The following is a 16,423-nucleotide window of genomic DNA, read 5'->3' on the forward strand; positions in this document are numbered from 1 at the left end:
CGGTGAAGAGGTCCCGGCGCCAACGGGCAAAGACCGTAAAGCGGGCGGCGGTCGTGAGGTCGGCCCCCGCCGGCCCTTCGACGCTGTCGGTATGAGTCCATAAGATCTCTGTAGGCTCAGCACACCCCTCATACCTGGTGCACCGACCTCATATCTGGTACACCGACCACCCCGACCACCCCTGCTCACACTCACCACACGATCCGGGAAACCCGCCATGCCGCGACGCCGCACCCCCAGCTCGTCAAGCTCGACGGGAAGTTCGCCGGCCCCGAGAAACCGGACGCCTCAGCCGGTGCGGGTGCGGCGGCGGTCGTTCGGGGACTTCGTCAAGGCGTTCCTGGCCTTCGTGGCGCTGGTGGGGCTGGTCGTCGGGGTGCCCCTCGGGCTGGCCGTGACCGTCGGGTGGCCGTTCCCGGACGGTGCGCCCGGTCTGGACTGGCTGCAGCGCGAGATCACCGTCGACACCTTCCTGAGCATCCTGACCGTCATCGTCTGGTTCGCCTGGGCGCAGTTCGCCGCCTGCGTGCTCGTCGAGGTCAAGGCCGCGCTGTCCGGCGTGGGGGTGCCGGGGCGGGTGCCGGGGGCCGGACCCAGTCAGCTGCTGGCCCGGCAGCTCGTGGCCGCGCTGCTGCTCGTCGGCGCCACCGCGGCGAGCCTCACGCCGGGGCTCTCGCAGCTCGGGCACAGCCTGGAGGGGAACCAGAAGCCGTCCGTGGCGGCCGCCCAGCAGACGCCGGGACTCTTCGCCCAGCAGCAGGAGCAGGCCGCCGCTGCCGCGGGCGCCCTCGCCGAACAGGCCGGTCAGGCAGCGGCCCGCGCCGACGGAGCCTCCGCCGCGCACGGCGACACGAAGTACTACCGCATCCAGCCGCCCGAGGGGCGTCACCACGACTCCCTCTGGGAGATCGCCGACCGGCACCTCGGGGACGGGCGTCGGTACCACGAGATCTTCGAGCTCAACAAGGACCGCGTACAGCCGGACGGTTCGAAGCTGTCCGAGGCCTCCCTGATCCGGCCGGGATGGATCATGGAGATGCCCGGCGACGCCCGCGGCGGCGAGCTGGTCGAGATGCCCGACGAGGCGCCGAAGGTCTCCGAGCAGGTGCAGCAGCAGATCCAGGACTACGCGCGCACCGGGGACCAGGCGCAGGGGAGCGGCGGCGCCCAGGGCGGCGGGGCCGGCGACGCCCACGTCTCCCTCCCCGAGCAGCGACCCGCGCCCGCACCGGCGGCCCCGAGCGCCGGGCAGGAGCACACCACCCCCGCCGAGGCCGGACCGACCGCGCAGGACGGCCGGTTCGGGGACTCCTTCGGGCTCCCCGAGGCTCTCCTGGCCGCCCCCCTCCTCGCCGCCGGCCTCCTCGGTGCCCTCGGCCGCCGGCGCCGGCAGGCGCTGTGGCAGTCGGCGCTCGGCGGCATCGGCGGACGGCGCGGCATGGAGCCGCCCACGCCGAGCGGCGACGCCCAGGACGTGCAGGACGCGCTGCTGGTGGGCGCCGACCCCGAGGGCGTACGCCTGCTGGACCGGTCCCTGCGCGGGCTGGCCGGCGCGCTCGCCGCCGAGTCGCGGCCGCTGCCGGTCGTCTACGCCGCCTGGATGGGCGGCAACGGCGACCTGCACCTCCAGCTCGCCCAGCCCGCCGGGAAGCCGCCGGCGCCCTGGCAGGTCGGGCAGGACCAGACCTTCTGGCTGCTGGCCCGCGCCGACGCCGAGCGGTACGAGGACGTCGACACCGCGGCGCCGTACCCCGGGCTCGTCAGCCTCGGCACCATGGACGACTCCCGGCTGCTGCTCAACCTGGAGTCGGTGCCCGGCCTGGTCTCGCTCAGCGGTGCGCAGGCCGACCGGGCCGCCGTCTTCGCGTCGGTCGCCGCCGAACTGGCCACCAACGGCTGGTCGGACCGCATGACGATCACCCTCGTCGGGTTCGGCGAGGACCTCACGCCCCTCGCGCCCAACCGGATCCGGCACCTCGACGGCTTCGACGACCTCTTCGAGACCATGTCCGCCGAGACCCGGCAGCGCCGCGGCGCGCTCGGCGCGGCCGGGCACGACTCCGTCCTCACCGGCCGCACCGGTCCCGCCCAGCACACGCGCTGGGCACCGCACCTCGTACTGCTCGCCGCCCAGCCGTCCGACGAGGACGCCCTGCGCCTGGCCGAGCTCGCGGCCGACGCGAGCCGCCTCGGCATCGGCTACCTGGTCGGCACCGAGGGAGCGGAACTGCCGGGCGCCGCCTGGGAGATGGAGATCACCGGCGAGGGCAGGCTGCTCGCGCCGCTCCTCGGCCTGGAACTGGAGGCCCAGTTGCTGCCGGCCGCCCAGCAGCGGGCCGTCGTCGAGCTGTTCACCGACGCCGACCCGGAGCACGGCCCCGGCGGCCCCGGCGGACCGCCCCACACCCCGCCGTTCCTGGTCGACATCAGCGAGCAGGGCCGCCCGGCGGTGTACGCCCGCCTCGTCGGGTCGTACGAGATCATCGGCCTGGAGGCGCCCGACGGCGAGCGCAGCGCCCAGCTGCACGAGGCACTCGCCCTGCTCCTGCTGCACCGCGAGGGCGTCCACCCGCGCGTGCTGGCCTCCGCGCTCTGGCCGCGCGGGGTCACGCCGGACGTGCGCGACGCGCTGCTGGAGCGCCTGCAGGCCTGGCTGGGCACCGACCCCGACGGCACGCCGAGGCTCGGCACCGACGCCACCGGGCGGCTCACCCTCGCCCAGTCCGTCGTCTCCGACCTGGACGTCCTGCGCTCCCTCTACTACGAGGCGACCCAGGGTCGGGGCGTCGGCAGCCGCCAGGTGCGCGGCCGGCTCCTCACCGACGCGCTGGTGCTGGTGCGCGGGCCGTTGCTCGCCGACCGGCCCGAGGGCCGCTACCGCTGGCTCACCCACGAGATCGTCGACGCGCAACTGCCGCTGCTCGTCGCGGACACCGGGCTGGCGCTCAGCGAGTTCCACCTGGAGAAGGACCGCGCCGAGAAGGCGATCGAGGCGCTGAACGCGGCCCTGCGCACCGCCCCGGCCGACGAGCGGCTGTGGCACGAGCTGCTGCGCGCGACGCACGCCACGGGCGACCCGGACCGGCTGCACGCCCTCGCCGCCGACCTCGTCGGGCGCAGCGGCGCGCGCGGCCTGCCGCCGCGCACCGAGGCGCTGCTCGACGAACTGCTGCCGACCTGGCGCGAGGGCGTCGCCGCCGCCGGATGAGCACCGCCCTGCTGCTCGTCCTCGTCGCCGCGCTCTGGGGCGCGGCGACCGGCGCGCTCCTGCCCCGGGCGGCCTACCGCTTCTCCGCCCCTCCGGGGGAGGCGTGGCGCGAGTGCTGCCCGCGGGAGCACCCGGTCGCGGGCTGGCTCGGCCGGGCCCGGTGCGGGCAGTGCCCGGCCGAGGCGGCGTCCTACGGTCCCCGGGCGACCATCCCGGCCACCGTCACCGCCCTCGTCTGCGCCGCCCTCGCCGCCGCCGCCGGGACCCGTCCCGAGCTGGCCGTCTGGCTGCTGCTCGCCCCCGCCGCCGTCCTGCTCGCCGTGGTCGACCTGCGGGTACGGCGGCTGCCCGACCCCCTCACCCTGCCGCTCGCCGGTGCCGCCCTCGCCCTCCTCGGCCTCGCCGCGCTCCTGCCCGAGCACGCCGGCCGCTGGACCACCGCCCTGCTGGGCGCCCTCGCGCTCGGCGCCGGCTATGGCGTGCTGTTCCTCATCAACCCGGCCGGCATGGGCTTCGGCGACGTGAAACTGGCCCTCGCGGCCGGCGCCGCCCTCGGCTGGTACGGCTGGTCGGCGGTCATGCTCGGCACCCTCGCCGGTTTCCTGCTCGGCGCGCTCTACGGCGGTGCCCTCGTCGTCGCCCGGCGGGCCGGCCGCAAGACCGCCATCCCCTTCGGCCCGTTCCTGCTCGCGGGCGCGTTCCTCGGCGTCCTGGCCGGGGCCGGTGCGGCCTGAGCGCGGACCCGTGAAAGGCCTGGCGTACGCTGGGTCGCGTCCGTCCACAACCCCTTACGAACTCTGCGAAAGGGACGCCGGTGACCGAGAAGGCCGACCTTCAGCCCATCCTCGACCGCGCCGCCGCCGGTGGGCGGATCACCCCCGAAGAGGCGCTCGACCTCTACCGGGACGCGCCGCTGCACGCGCTGGGCGCCGCAGCCGACGCCGTACGCAGGCGGCGGTACGCCGGTACCGAGCACATCGCGACGTACATCATCGAGCGGAACATCAACTACACGAACGTGTGCGTCACGGCGTGCAGGTTCTGCGCCTTCTACGCCGCGCCCAAGGACACCGCCAAGGGCTGGACCCGCGACCTCGACGACATCCTGCGCCGCTGCGCGGAGACGATCGAGCTGGGCGGCACCCAGATCATGTTCCAGGGCGGCCACCACCCGGACTACGGCGTCGAGTACTACGAGAAGCACTTCGCCGCCATCAAGAAGGAGTTCCCGCAGCTCGTCATCCACAGCCTGGGGGCGAGCGAGGTCGAGCACATGGCGCGGATCTCGAAGGTGTCGGTCGAGGAGGCCATCACCCGTATCCACGCCGCCGGGCTCGACTCCTTCGCGGGCGCCGGCGCCGAGCTGCTGCCCGAGCGTCCGCGCAAGGCGATCGCGCCGCTGAAGGAGTCCGGCGAGCGCTGGCTGGAGATCATGGAGATCGCGCACAACCTGGGCGTGGAGTCCACCTCCACCATGCTCATGGGGACCGGCGAGACCAACGCCGAGCGCATCGAGCACCTGCGGATGATCCGGGACGTGCAGGACCGCACCGGCGGCTTCCGCGCCTTCATCCCGTACACCTACCAGCCCGAGAACAACCACCTGAAGGGCCGTACGCAGGCCACGCTCTTCGAGTACCTGCGGATGATCGCCATCGCCCGGCTGTTCATGGACAACGTCGCCCACATCCAGGGCTCCTGGCTGACCACCGGCAAGGAGGTCGGCCAGCTCTCCCTGCACTACGGCGCCGACGACCTCGGCTCGATCATGCTGGAGGAGAACGTCGTGTCGTCGGCCGGTGCCAAGCACCGCTCCAACCGGCTGGAGATCATCGACCTGATCCGCAAGGCGGGGCGCGTCCCGGCGCAGCGGGCCACGACGTACGAGCACCTGGTCGTGCACGACGACCCGGCGAACGACCCGGTCGACGAGCGAGTCGTCTCGCACATCTCGTCCACGGCGATCGAGGGCGGCACGGCCCACCCCGAGCTGAAGCTGCTCGCCTCCAACTGACGCCGCCGTGCTGACGATCCACGTCTCCGAAGCCTCGCCCGAGGCGGCCGTCGTCGTCGACGGCGCGCTGCTCGCCGCCGTCGGCCCGTACGAGGCACTGGCCGCCGCCCATCCGCGGGCGCGGGTGCGCCGGTGGCCCGGCCTCCTGACGCCCGGCCTGCTCAACCCGTACGGTCCGGAACTGCTGGAGCAGGCCTACCACCCCGACCCGCGCGAAGCGGACCGGCTGGGCACCGAACCGATCTTCGGGAAGCGCGCGCTCGCCCTCCTCGGCGCGGACCCGTCCGCGCGGGGCGCCAGCGCGCGCCGAGGGGTGCAGCGCATGCTGGCGCACGGCACGGTCGCCGTCGCCGGAGAGCTGCGGGGCCGCGCGGCCCTGGACGCGGTGCGCGGCGCGGGGCTCGCCGTGGCGGCGCGTCCGGCCACCCTGCCCGGGCCCGCGTCCCTCTCGCCGAAGCCGCTGGTGCTGCTCCCCGGGCTCGCTCCCGGGAAGCCCGCCCGGTTCGCGGTGTTCGACGTACCCGACCGGGCCGCGCTCGTGCGGGACGGCGCGGCCACGTGCGTGGCCACCGTCGTGGGCGGCCGTCTGGTGTACCGGGGGCGCTGAGCGGGCGGTCCCGGGGCCCGAGCGCGCGGTCCCGCGAGGCGCGCTGGCCGGCCTACGCGCCGAACGCCGCCCCGAACGCCCCGTCCTCCTGCTCCACGCCGCTGCACGTGGTCAGCGCGTCGTCGGCCGACGCCTCCTCGCCGCACCGCCGGTCCCGGAAGGCGGCCCACACCGACACCCACGCGAGGCCCTTCTCCTCGGCGAAGGCGCGCACCTCCGCCGCGTCCGCCAGGGTGAAGGTCTCGCCGGCGACGTCGTTGACGCCGAGCATCGAGGTGAGTGCCATGCCGCGCCAGGAGTCAGCGTCCGAGGTGCCGAAGACCTCGCGGAGCTGCGGGTGCGCGGCCCGGGCCGAGGCGAGGGCGTACGCGCCCATGTCACCGTCGTACGACTCGCCGTAGTTCATGGTCATGAGATTGACCGTCGAGACCCGGGCGCCGTGGTCGTTGGCGGACGCCAGCAGGGCCAGGCCGTCGGCGTCCAGGCCGGAGGGCATCACCGGGAGGGTGAAGGAGACCTCCAGGTCGCTCCGCTCCTCCTGGAGCAGCGCGATCGCCGCCGACCGCAGGGCGACGGAGTCCGTGTCGGTCAGGTCGTCGCCCTCGACGTCGAAGTCCGCGCGCGTGGCGCCGGCCGCGTCCAGGGCCGCGCCGTACGCGTCCGCCAGGTCCGAGACGCTGTCGCAGGCCGCCGCCAGTTCCGTCCCGGAGGCGCCGCCGAAGGAGACGCGGACGTCGGCGCCGGACTCCGTCAGCCGCGCGACACGCGAGGCGACGGCGGGGTCGTCGATGTCCTGGACACCGTTCCAGCGCGGGACGCAGTCGTCGCCGGAGGAGAGGACGAACGCCAGGTTGTACGTCGCCGGGGAACCGCCCGAGTCGGTCGCGGAGGCCGTGGTGGCGCTGACGTAGGGGGCGTAGGCGGTGACCGGCGCGGACGACTCGGACGGTGCCGTGGTGGCGCCGCCCTCCGTGCCGCCGCCCGCGCCGTCGTCCTGTCCGGCGCAGCCCGCGGTGGCCAGGGCGAGCAGCAGGGCGCACCCTGCCGCCGTCTTCCGGTATGCCCTCATGTGCGGCACGCTCCCGTTCTCGTCGTCGGACGAGTGAACGTCTCACGCGTTGCTGGGGCTTTCCTGAGGAAAGGGGCCGTGTTCCCGTCGTCCCACAGGACGCGCACAGGCTGCGGCGCCATTCATCGGAATCCCACAGCGCGGTCCGAGTCCGCGCCGGACAAAGCTCCCTAGCGTCCGGGGAATGCACTCCGAGCCTGCCCTCCCCTCCCGCGCCGCCCCGCGCGGTCGCCGTCGCAAGCGCGGCAACGGACCCGCGCAAGGGCCCGTCTTCGTCGACGGTTCCGGACGCCGGGCCCGGCTGCTGCGCCGGCTGGGCCTCCTCGTCGGGGCGGTCTGCCTCGGCTACGCGGCCGTCCTCGGCCTGGCCTTCATGGGCGTCGGCACCTCGGTGAACCCGTCCTCGCTGCTGCCCTTCGGGGGCGGACGGGAGGCCGGTCCGGGACCCGGCGGCGGCACGCGTCCGCAAGGCGGCCCGGGCCCCACGGGCGCCCCGCCCGCAGCGACGGCCGGGCCCCCTACCGCCACGTCCGGCGCCACCGCTCCCGGCGCCGCCACCACCGACTGACCGGGAACGCCCTCACCCCATGACCACGCCCCCACCCCCCTCCCCGCCCGCCCGGCGCCGTCGCCGCGCCCCCTCCCGCATCGAGCGGGCCGCCGGCCGCGCCGCCGCGCTGCAACGCCCGCGCGTCCTGCTCGCCCTGCTGCTCCTGCTCGCGCTGACCTGCGTGATGCTGCTCGACGGCTATCTGCGCGCCGAGGTCGGCGGCGACCAGCGCGTCCGCACCGGCGCCAGTGCGAGCGACGTACCCGAGGAGGTCCTCGACGGCGGGCCGATCCTCACCTTCCCCGGCGGACGGGCCACCACCGTCTCCGTCCCGGACAGGACGATCGCCCTGACCTTCGACGACGGCCCCGACCCCACCTGGACGCCGCAGGTGCTGGAGATCCTGGAGAAGTACGACGTGCCCGGCACGTTCTTCCTGGTCGGCTCGATGATCGCGCGCTACCCGGACATCGTCGGGGACCTGGTCGAGCAGGGCAACGAGGTGGGCGTCCACACCTTCACCCACATCGACCTCTCCTACCAGAGCGAGTCCCGCGTCACCCGGGAGATCGAGCAGACCCAGCTCGCCCTCGCGGGCGCGGCCGGCATCACGACCACCCTGTTCCGGGCGCCGTACTCCTCCCAGACGAACGCCATCGACAATTACAGCTGGCCCGTCTACGAGCAGCTCGGCGAGGACGGCTACACCAGCGTCTTCATCGACACCGACAGCGACGACTGGAAGCGCCCCGGCGTCTCGAAGATCGTCGAGTGGGCCACTCCGGAGGACGACGAGGGGGCCTCCGTCCTCTTCCACGACTCCGGCGGCGAGCGGTCCCAGACGATCGAGGCGCTGCCGAAGTACATCGAGAAGATGCAGGCGCAGGGCTACACCTTCACCACCGTCAGCGGCGTCATGGCGGAGCAGCGGCCCGCCGCCGGGCCCGCCGGACAGGCGGGCGGCGCGGCCGGCCCCGGGGGCGGCCTCCAGGCGGCCCACCACGAGGCCACCGGCACCACCCTCTACGAGGGCAAGGCACTCGTCGCGGCCGTCGCCGTCGCGGAGTGGGTGGTGCCGACGCTGTCGGCCGGACTCGTCGTCGTGGGCGTGGCCGTCATGGGCCGGTTCGGGCTGATGCTGCTCCTCGCCCGCCGCCACCACCGGCGGCGCAACCGACGCCGCTTCAGCTGGGGCCCGCCGGTGACCGGCCCGGTGAGCGTGATCGTGCCGGCGTACAACGAGAAGGAGTGCATCGCGGCCACCCTCCGCTCGCTGGCGGACAGCACCCACCCGATCGAGATCGTCGTCGTGGACGACGGCTCGACGGACGGCACCGCCGAGATCGCCGAGTCCCTGGGCCTGCCGGGCGTGCGGGTCGTCCGGCAGGCCAACGCGGGCAAGCCGGCCGCCCTCAACAACGGGGTGCGGCACGCCCGGTACGACATCGTCGTGATGATGGACGGCGACACCGTCTTCGAGCCGGACACCGTACGGCACCTGGTGCAGCCCTTCGCCGACCCTGCCGTCGGCGCGGTCGCGGGCAACGCCAAGGTCGGCAACCGGCGCACCCTCATCGGCGCCTGGCAGCACATCGAGTACGTGATGGGCTTCAACCTCGACCGGCGCATGTACGACCTGCTGCGCTGCATGCCGACCATCCCCGGCGCGATCGGCGCGTTCCGCCGCGAGGCGGTGCTCCGGGCCGGCGGCATGAGCGACGACACCCTCGCCGAGGACACCGACATCACCATCGCCCTGCACCGTGCCGGATGGCGGGTCGTCTACCAGGAGCACGCCCGGGCCTGGACGGAGGCGCCGGGCTCCCTGAAGCAGCTCTGGTCGCAGCGCTACCGCTGGTCCTACGGCACCATGCAGGCGCTGTGGAAGCACCGCGGCTCCCTGACCGACAAGGGACCGTCGGGCCGCTTCGGGCGGGTCGGCATGCCGCTGGTCGTGCTCTTCCAGGTCGTCACGCCGGTCTTCGCGCCGCTCATCGACGTGTTCACCGTCTACTCGATGCTCTTCGTCGACTTCCGGGCGGCCCTGCTCGCCTGGCTGGCGGTCCTCGCCGTGCAGCTCGGGTGCGCGGCCTACGCCTTCCGCCTCGACCGGGAGAAGTACCGGTACCTGCTGATGATGCCGCTCCAGCAGCTGGCGTACCGGCAGATGATGTACCTCGTCCTCATCCACTCCTGCGTCACCGCCCTCACCGGCGGCCGGCTGCGCTGGCAGAAGCTGAAGCGGACCGGCGAGGTGGGGACGCCGGCCGGGTCCTCGGGGGCCGGGTGATGGGTGCGCACAGCAAGGGGACGGCCCGCCGCGCTCCCGCCGCGGACGCGCCGCCCGCGGCCGCCGTACCAGGGGCCGCGAGCGGCGGCCGGGACCGCTACTTCGACGCCCTGCGCGCCCTCGCCCTCGTTCGGGTCGTCGCGTACCACGCCTTCGGCTGGCCGTGGGCCGGGCTGGTGTTCCCCTCCATGGGTGTCATGTTCTGCCTGGCCGGCACCCTGATGGCCCGGTCGCTCCGGCGCCCCGCCGCGACGGTCGTCCGGGCCCGGCTGCGCCGCCTGCTCCCCCCGCTGTGGTGCTGGGGGGCCTTCGTGGTGGGCGCGATGCTGGTGCGCGGCTGGATGCCGGGGTGGCGGATCGTCTTCTGGGTCGTGCCGCTCGGCGACCCGCCGGGCAGCGCCTGGGCCGAGCAGGCCTGGGAGATCCTCTGGTACCTGCGGACGTACCTGTGGCTGGTCCTGCTCTCCCCGCTCCTGCTGCGGGTGTTCCGGCTCGCTCCGGTGCCGGTGCTGCTGCTGTCCCTCGCCCCGGTCGTCGCCTTGCAGTGCGTGTGGCGGCCGCCGGAGAACCGCCTCGGGACCGGGCTGCTCGACCTCGCGACGTACCTCTTCTGCTGGGTCCTGGGCTTCGCGCACCGCGAGGGGGTGCTGGGGCGCCTCCGGCCGGCCGCGGTCGTCGCCCTGTCCTGCGCCGCCCTCGCGTGCGGCGGCTGGTACGCGTTCGCCCACCGCGCCGCGTACGGCACGTACGACCTCGACGACATCCCGCTCGCCCAGGCCTTCTGGTCGGCCGGGTTCGTGACGCCGCTGATGTACGCGAGGGCCCGCCTCGACACCGGCCGCGCCGGGCTCACCCGGTGGCGGTGGCGGTTGCGGTGGCAGTCGCGGTGGCAGTCGCGGTTGCGGTGGCCCGCCCGGCTGGTGGGGGTCCTCAACGCGCGGGCCGTCACGGTCTACCTCTGGCACGAGATCGCCCTGGTGGCCGCCGTCCCGCTGATCGACCGGCTCTGGGAGGTGCCCGCCTTCGAGGCCCACCTGCCCCTGGACAGCCAGTGGTTCCTGCTGGGGGTGGCCTGGGCCCTCATCGCGGTCTTCGTGCTGCTGTTCGGCTGGGTCGAGGACGTCGCCGCGCGGAGGAGGCCGCGCCTGCTGCCCTGAGCCCGTGCTGCAACAATGGGCCCGTGACCCGCGCTTCCCTGAACAAGCAGCCGCACGAAGTCGCCTCGATGTTCGACCACGTCGCGCAGCGGTACGACCTGACGAACGCCGTGCTCTCGCTCGGCCAGGACCGGGCGTGGCGCAAGGAGGTCGCCAGAGCCGTCGACGCCCGCCCCGCGCAGAAGATCCTCGACCTCGCGGCCGGCACGGCGACCTCCTCGCTGCCCTTCGCCCGCACGGGGGCCTACGTCGTCCCCTGCGACTTCTCCCTGGGCATGCTCCAGGTCGGCAAGGAGCGGCACTCCTGGCTGCCGTTCACCGCCGGCGACGCGACCCGGCTGCCGTTCGCGGACGACGCCTTCGACGCGGTCACCATCTCCTTCGGGCTGCGCAACGTGCAGGACACGGACGCCGCGCTGCGCGAGATGCACCGGGTGACGCGGCCGGGCGGCCGGGTCGTCATCTGCGAGTTCTCGCACCCGACCTGGACGCCGTTCCGGACCGTCTACACCGAGTACCTGATGCGCGCCCTGCCGCCGGTGGCCCGCGCGGTGTCGTCCAACCCCGACGCGTACGTCTACCTCGCCGAGTCCATCCGCGCCTGGCCCGACCAGCCGGCGCTCGCCCGGCGCCTGGCCGAGGCCGGCTGGTCCAAGGTGGCGTACCGGAACCTGACCGGCGGCGTGGTGGCGCTGCACCGCGCCTTCAAGGAGAGCTGAGGCCGCGCGGCGGGGCGGGTCGGCCGCCCGTGGCCCGGCCCGCTCCCGCGTCACCCCCGCCGGTACCCGGCAGACCGGCTCCGCCGGGAACCACCCGGAAGGGTTGCGTGACCGACTGAGACACGCCCCTACTTCAGGGGACCGGTGTCGTCCGTCCGCGGCAGGGGCAGCCGGTAGCAGTGCCCCTGGCGCGCGGAGACCGGCGTCGTGAAGACCTCGGAGAGCCGCATGCCCAGCCGCTCCGTGACCGCGATGGACCGGGCGTTGCGCGCGTCGACCATCGCCACGACCTCGGACACGCCCGCGGCCCGCACCCGCTCCAGCGTCTGCCGGGCCGCCGTCGTGACATACCCCTTGCCCCAGTGCTCCCGGCCGAGGCGCCAGCCGATCTCGATCTCGCCCTGGGGGCCCCATTCCCCCGGCCACGGCTGGGCGCCGGTGAAGCCGACCACCCGGCCGTCCTCGTCCACCATCGTCCACAGGCAGAAGCCGCGCTCGGCGTCGTGCCGGCGCTGGCGGGCGGTGAGCTCCTCGTAGACGGACAGCTCCGCGGACCTCCCGCCGTGGAACTCCATGACGTCCGGGTCGTCGAAGATCCGGTGCCAGGCGACGGCGTCCTCGTCGGTGGGGACGCGCAACCGTACAACGGGCAGAGCTCGGTTCACTGGGCAGCCCTTCAGCCGGGTGATCGGTGACGCTGAATAGACTGCCCATGTCCAGTGCCCGTCGGCACGCAGATTTCGAATCTCTGGGGAGATCCCGCCGTGACCGAGCCCCTCTCCGACAACACCGCCGATGTGATCGTCGTGGGCGCGGGGCCAGCCGGCTCCACGACCGCGTACCACCTGGCCAAGGCGGGACTCGACGTCCTCCTGCTGGAGAAGACCGCCTTCCCACGGGAGAAGGTCTGCGGCGACGGCCTCACCCCGCGCGCGGTCAAGCAACTCGTCGCCATGGGGATCGACATCTCCGAGGAGGCCGGCTGGCTGCGCAACAAGGGTCTGCGCATCATCGGCGGCGGCTCCCGCCTCCAGCTCGACTGGCCGGATCTGGCCTCCTTCCCCGACTACGGACTCGTCCGCAAGCGCGACGACTTCGACGACCAGCTCGCCCGGCAGGCCCAGAAGGCCGGCGCGCGCCTGTACGAGCGCTGCAACGTCGGCGCCCCGATCGTCGACGACCGCACCGGCCGCATCACCGGCGTCCACGCCAAGCTCGGGGAGGAGAAGCGCGAGGCCACCTTCCACGCGCCGCTGGTCGTGGCCGCCGACGGCAACTCCACGCGGCTGTCCCTGGCGATGGGCCTGCACCGCCGCGAGGACCGCCCGATGGGCGTCGCGGTCCGTACGTACTTCACCTCGCCCCGCCACGACGACGACTACCTGGAGTCCTGGCTGGAGCTGTGGGACCGCCGGGGCGCCCAGGACCGCCTGCTGCCGGGCTACGGCTGGATCTTCGGCATGGGCGACGGCACCTCCAACGTCGGCCTCGGCGTGCTGAACACCTCCTCGTCCTTCAAGGAGATCGACTGGCGCGAGATCCTCAAGGCCTGGTGCGCCTCCATGCCGGAGGACTGGGGCTACACCCCGGACAACATGACCGGCCCGATCCGCGGCGCCGCCCTGCCCATGGCCTTCAACCGCCAGCCCCACTACACCAAGGGCCTGCTGCTCGTCGGTGACGCCGGCGGCCTGGTGAACCCCTTCAACGGCGAGGGCATCGCCTACGCCATGGAGTCCGGCCAGATCGCCGCCGACGTCATCGTCCAGGCCCACGCCCGGGCCACGCCGGCCCAGCGCGAGATCGCCCTCCAGCGCTACCCGCGCGTCCTGAAGGACACCTACGGCGGCTACTACACGCTGGGCCGCGCCTTCGTGAAGCTCATCGGCAACCCGAAGGTCATGCAGATCGCGACCCAGCGCGGCCTCACCCACCCCATCCTGATGAAGTTCACCCTCAAGATGCTCGCCAACCTGACGGACCCGACGGGCGGCGACGCGATGGACCGCATCATCAACGGGCTGAGCAAGGTCGCGCCGAAGGCGTGATCAGCCGCGGGACGGGCGGGGCCGGGTGAGGTCCCCGGACGCCCCGTCGAGGGCCCGGGCGCCTGCGGCCCGGCGGGCGAGGACCTCCTCGCGCCGGTCCGCCGACTGCCGCAGCGCCGCCTTCCGGTCGCGCGCGGAGAGCCGGTCCACGTAGACGTGCCCGTCCAGGTGGTCGGTCTCGTGGGCCAGGCAGCGCGCGAAGTACCCGGTGCCCTCGACGAGGAGCGGGGCGCCGTCCTTGTCGAGGCCCCGGACGACGGCCCGGTCGGGGCGCGGGACGCTCATGGTGGCGCCCGGCACCGACAGGCAGCCCTCGCCCTCGTCGAGCAGCCGTCGCGCGGCGGGACCGAGGGGTTCGGGCACCGGGTTGACGATGTGCCCGACATGTCGGACACCGTCGTCGTCCAGGCAGTCGTAGACGAACAGGCGCAGGGCGACCCCCACCTGATTCGCCGCCAGGCCGGCCCCTTCCGCGACGTACATCGTGCGGAACATGTCGTCGACGAGCGCGGCGAGGTCGGGCCCGAACTCGGTGACGTCCCGGCACGGCCTGTGCAGCACCTCCTCGCCGAACTCCGTGATCCGCCGCACCGACCCGCGCAGGGCCTCCGGTGCGAGCGGGGGACAGGACGCGGCGGGCCGCCCTTGTACGAACACACTGGGCATGACGTTCTCCTTCGGCTGGCGGTCGGGCCGGGGGAGTCCGGCCCGCGCCGAGCATGCCAGGAGAGCCCGAAGGGCCGCAGCCCCCGAGCGGCTGCGGCCCTTGCGGTACGTGCTGTGCGGCGTCCGGCTACAGGACGCGGACCGCGCCGCTCGGCGGGTCGTACGACAGCGACGCCTTGACGACGCCGGTGGAGGAGTTCTGCGCGCCGACGAACATGCCGTCGCCGACGTAGATGCCCACGTGGTACGCGCTGCCCGCGCCGCCCCAGTAGAGGATGTCGCCGGGCTGGAGGTTGTCGAGGCCCACCTGGGTGCCGGCGGTCGACTGGTCCTGGGAGACCCGCGGGAGGCTGATGCCCACCTGCTTGAAGGCGGCCTGCACGAGACCGGAGCAGTCGTAGGCGGACGGTCCGGTGGCACCGGAGACGTACGCCTTGCCGACCTGGGCCTGCGCGAACGCGACGACCGCGGCGGCGGAGCCGGTGGCCGTGGAGGTGCTGGTGCTGCCGGCGCTGGTGCTGCCCGTGCTGTCCGAGGACCCGGTGTCCGCGGAGGCGCTCAGGGTGGCGCGCTCGGCGCTGCGGGCGGCACGCTCGGCGGCCGCCTTGCGCTCGGCCTCCTCGGCCTTCTTCTTCTCCTCCGCGGCCTTCTTCTTGGCCTGCGCGAGGTCTGCCTTGGCCTGCTTCGCCGCCTTCGCGGCGGCCGCGTCGCGCTCGGCCACCAGCTCGTAGTTCGCGGCCGCCTGCTGCGTGGCGTCCGCGGACTGGGCGACCTGAGCGGCCAGGTCGGCCGTCAGGGTGGGCAGTTCGAGGGTCTGCGTCACCGGTTCTGCCGCGTGGGCCGAACCCGACGCCCCGGCCACTGCCAGGGTGCTGAGGACGCCACCGGCAACTCCGGCCCGCATCGCGATGGTCGACGCGCTGCGGCGGGGCTTCCGGTGGCTGCGTATGTGAGCGGTGTGGGACATAGGGACAACCGGTATCAGGAGCTCCTCCATACCTTCAAGAAACGTGGGCTGCGCCACAGTTGTTCAATCGGGCCCCGAATCCCGGGCGTGTCGCTCCTTATTGACGCCCTAACGGACATTGCGGGCGGCCCGTAACCGGCCTGTGATCACGGCCTTTGATCGTTACGCCCGAATTGCCCCGCGCTTACCACTGGTTGAGGCAGTTGGCCAAGCCCGGTTCTCAGACGCCTCTCATGAATGTGGCGCACGTCACGGAACGGTTGTCCCGCCCGCCGCGTCCGTGGCGTGCGACCCGGGCGTCGCGGAGTTCGTGAACGCGTGCACGTGTCCACATCGCACCGGCTCCTCCCTCTGATGTGTGAACGCGCCCTCTATCAAGTGATCGTGTCCGGCGCCAGTTTGCATGCAAGGGAAGCATCTTGATATGGAGACGCCCCTGCCCGCACCCCTCTGGCCAGCGGCGACGATCGGAAATGTCACCTCTGGTGATCAGCTGAACGCTTCTTGTGTGAAGATCACCGCTCATCCGACTTCATGATCCTTCGTCAGGTGGTGGAGATCACAAAGCTTGTGCAATACCCCGTGTCGCAGATCACAGAGCGGCAGGCATAAGATGCGAGGCAGTTGGGCTTGTGACCTGCTTCACATGTTCGCGATCTTCGCCGGGACGAGCGGGGCTCGTGGGGCTGTCGGGGCGGGAGGGAGCGAGTCCGATGCAACCGCCAGCAGTCAGTGCCGACTGAGAGGAGCGAGGAGCGGTGAACGCGTATGCGCCCATCCTCGTACTGGGAGCCCTCGGGGCAGGCTTTGCGATCTTCTCCGTGGTCATGGCCACGCTGATCGGTCCGAAGCGGTACAACCGGGCGAAGCTCGAGGCCTACGAGTGCGGCATCGAGCCGACCCCCACGCCGGCCGGCGGCGGGCGCTTCCCCATCAAGTACTACCTGACGGCGATGCTCTTCATCATCTTCGATATCGAGATCGTCTTCCTCTACCCCTGGGCCGTCACCTTCGACGCCCTGGGGATTTTCGGGCTCGTGGAGATGCTGCTCTTCGTGCTCACCGTCTTCGTCGCGTACGCGTACGTATGGCGGCGCGGCGGCCTGGAATGGGACTGAGGGGCCATTG

General features: G+C 73.2%; 14 protein-coding genes. 10 read left to right on the forward strand and 4 right to left on the reverse strand.

Annotated elements, in window-relative coordinates; translation table 11 throughout:
• Positions 1-217: 217 nt before the first annotated feature.
• The 4 genes from ACGF5T_RS00180 to ACGF5T_RS00195 all read left to right on the forward strand — a co-directional run bounded on the left by ACGF5T_RS00180 (position 218) and on the right by ACGF5T_RS00195 (position 5,829).
• The gene (locus ACGF5T_RS00180; protein WP_366768486.1) at positions 218-3,208 is read left to right on the forward strand and encodes a BTAD domain-containing putative transcriptional regulator; all 2,991 of its coding nucleotides are present in this window, start codon (positions 218-220) and stop codon (positions 3,206-3,208) included.
• Positions 3,205-3,942, forward strand: a complete 738-nt coding sequence (locus tag ACGF5T_RS00185; RefSeq protein WP_356609246.1) for an A24 family peptidase — start codon at positions 3,205-3,207, stop codon at positions 3,940-3,942. Before ACGF5T_RS00180 ends, ACGF5T_RS00185 begins: the two co-directional genes overlap by 4 nt.
• Before the next feature lie 80 nt (positions 3,943-4,022).
• Complete coding sequence (gene mqnC, locus ACGF5T_RS00190) at positions 4,023-5,222, forward strand: cyclic dehypoxanthinyl futalosine synthase (protein WP_356609244.1); 1,200 nt, start codon at positions 4,023-4,025, stop codon at positions 5,220-5,222.
• 7 nt (positions 5,223-5,229) lie between these two features.
• Positions 5,230-5,829, forward strand: a complete 600-nt coding sequence (locus ACGF5T_RS00195; RefSeq protein ID WP_366768487.1) for a hypothetical protein — start codon at positions 5,230-5,232, stop codon at positions 5,827-5,829.
• 52 nt (positions 5,830-5,881) lie between these two features.
• Here ACGF5T_RS00195 and ACGF5T_RS00200 read toward each other — a convergent pair whose 3' ends face one another.
• Positions 5,882-6,898, reverse strand: a complete 1,017-nt coding sequence (locus tag ACGF5T_RS00200) for a chitinase (protein ID WP_366768488.1) — start codon at positions 6,896-6,898, stop codon at positions 5,882-5,884.
• A gap of 184 nt (positions 6,899-7,082) precedes the next feature.
• Between ACGF5T_RS00200 and ACGF5T_RS00205 the strand changes: the two genes are divergently transcribed.
• Genes ACGF5T_RS00205 through ACGF5T_RS00220 form a run of 4 tightly spaced genes read left to right on the forward strand, consistent with a single transcriptional unit; the run spans position 7,083 to position 11,614 of the window.
• Positions 7,083-7,466: a hypothetical protein gene (locus ACGF5T_RS00205; RefSeq protein WP_366768489.1), complete on the forward strand. Its 384-nt coding sequence runs from the start codon at positions 7,083-7,085 to the stop codon at positions 7,464-7,466.
• 19 nt (positions 7,467-7,485) lie between these two features.
• Entirely contained in the window at positions 7,486-9,738 is a 2,253-nt protein-coding gene (locus ACGF5T_RS00210; protein WP_366768490.1) for a glycosyltransferase, read from the forward strand.
• Positions 9,738-10,895 carry an acyltransferase gene (locus ACGF5T_RS00215; RefSeq protein ID WP_392886376.1) on the forward strand — a complete coding sequence of 386 codons (1,158 nt, stop codon included), beginning with the start codon at positions 9,738-9,740 and terminating at the stop codon, positions 10,893-10,895. The genes ACGF5T_RS00210 and ACGF5T_RS00215 overlap by 1 nt, the downstream gene beginning before the upstream one ends.
• Positions 10,896-10,918: 23 nt before the next feature.
• Entirely contained in the window at positions 10,919-11,614 is a 696-nt protein-coding gene (locus ACGF5T_RS00220) for a demethylmenaquinone methyltransferase (RefSeq protein WP_366768491.1), read from the forward strand.
• A 128-nt stretch (positions 11,615-11,742) separates the two neighbouring features.
• Here ACGF5T_RS00220 and ACGF5T_RS00225 read toward each other — a convergent pair whose 3' ends face one another.
• A complete protein-coding gene (locus tag ACGF5T_RS00225; RefSeq protein ID WP_366768492.1) occupies positions 11,743-12,279 on the reverse strand; it encodes a GNAT family N-acetyltransferase in 537 nt (178 codons plus the stop codon).
• Between the two features lie 99 nt (positions 12,280-12,378).
• Here ACGF5T_RS00225 and ACGF5T_RS00230 point away from each other — a divergent pair, with 99 nt between their 5' ends.
• The gene (locus ACGF5T_RS00230; RefSeq protein ID WP_361014197.1) at positions 12,379-13,662 is read left to right on the forward strand and encodes a geranylgeranyl reductase family protein; all 1,284 of its coding nucleotides are present in this window, start codon (positions 12,379-12,381) and stop codon (positions 13,660-13,662) included.
• Here ACGF5T_RS00230 and def read toward each other — a convergent pair whose 3' ends face one another.
• Both def and ACGF5T_RS00240 read right to left on the reverse strand, forming a co-directional pair.
• On the reverse strand, positions 13,663-14,328 hold the full coding sequence (gene def / locus ACGF5T_RS00235; protein ID WP_366768493.1) for a peptide deformylase: 666 nt from the start codon (positions 14,326-14,328) through the stop codon (positions 13,663-13,665).
• A 127-nt stretch (positions 14,329-14,455) separates the two neighbouring features.
• The gene (locus ACGF5T_RS00240) at positions 14,456-15,295 is read right to left on the reverse strand and encodes an NlpC/P60 family protein (protein WP_356609232.1); all 840 of its coding nucleotides are present in this window, start codon (positions 15,293-15,295) and stop codon (positions 14,456-14,458) included.
• 758 nt (positions 15,296-16,053) lie between these two features.
• On the opposite strand from ACGF5T_RS00240, the gene ACGF5T_RS00245 reads away from it, so the two are divergent.
• On the forward strand, positions 16,054-16,413 hold the full coding sequence (locus ACGF5T_RS00245) for an NADH-quinone oxidoreductase subunit A (RefSeq protein WP_003974383.1): 360 nt from the start codon (positions 16,054-16,056) through the stop codon (positions 16,411-16,413).
• Positions 16,414-16,423 lie beyond the last annotated feature (10 nt).

Source organism: Streptomyces sp. NPDC047853 (assembly GCF_043204535.1).
Taxonomy (GTDB): domain Bacteria; phylum Actinomycetota; class Actinomycetes; order Streptomycetales; family Streptomycetaceae; genus Streptomyces.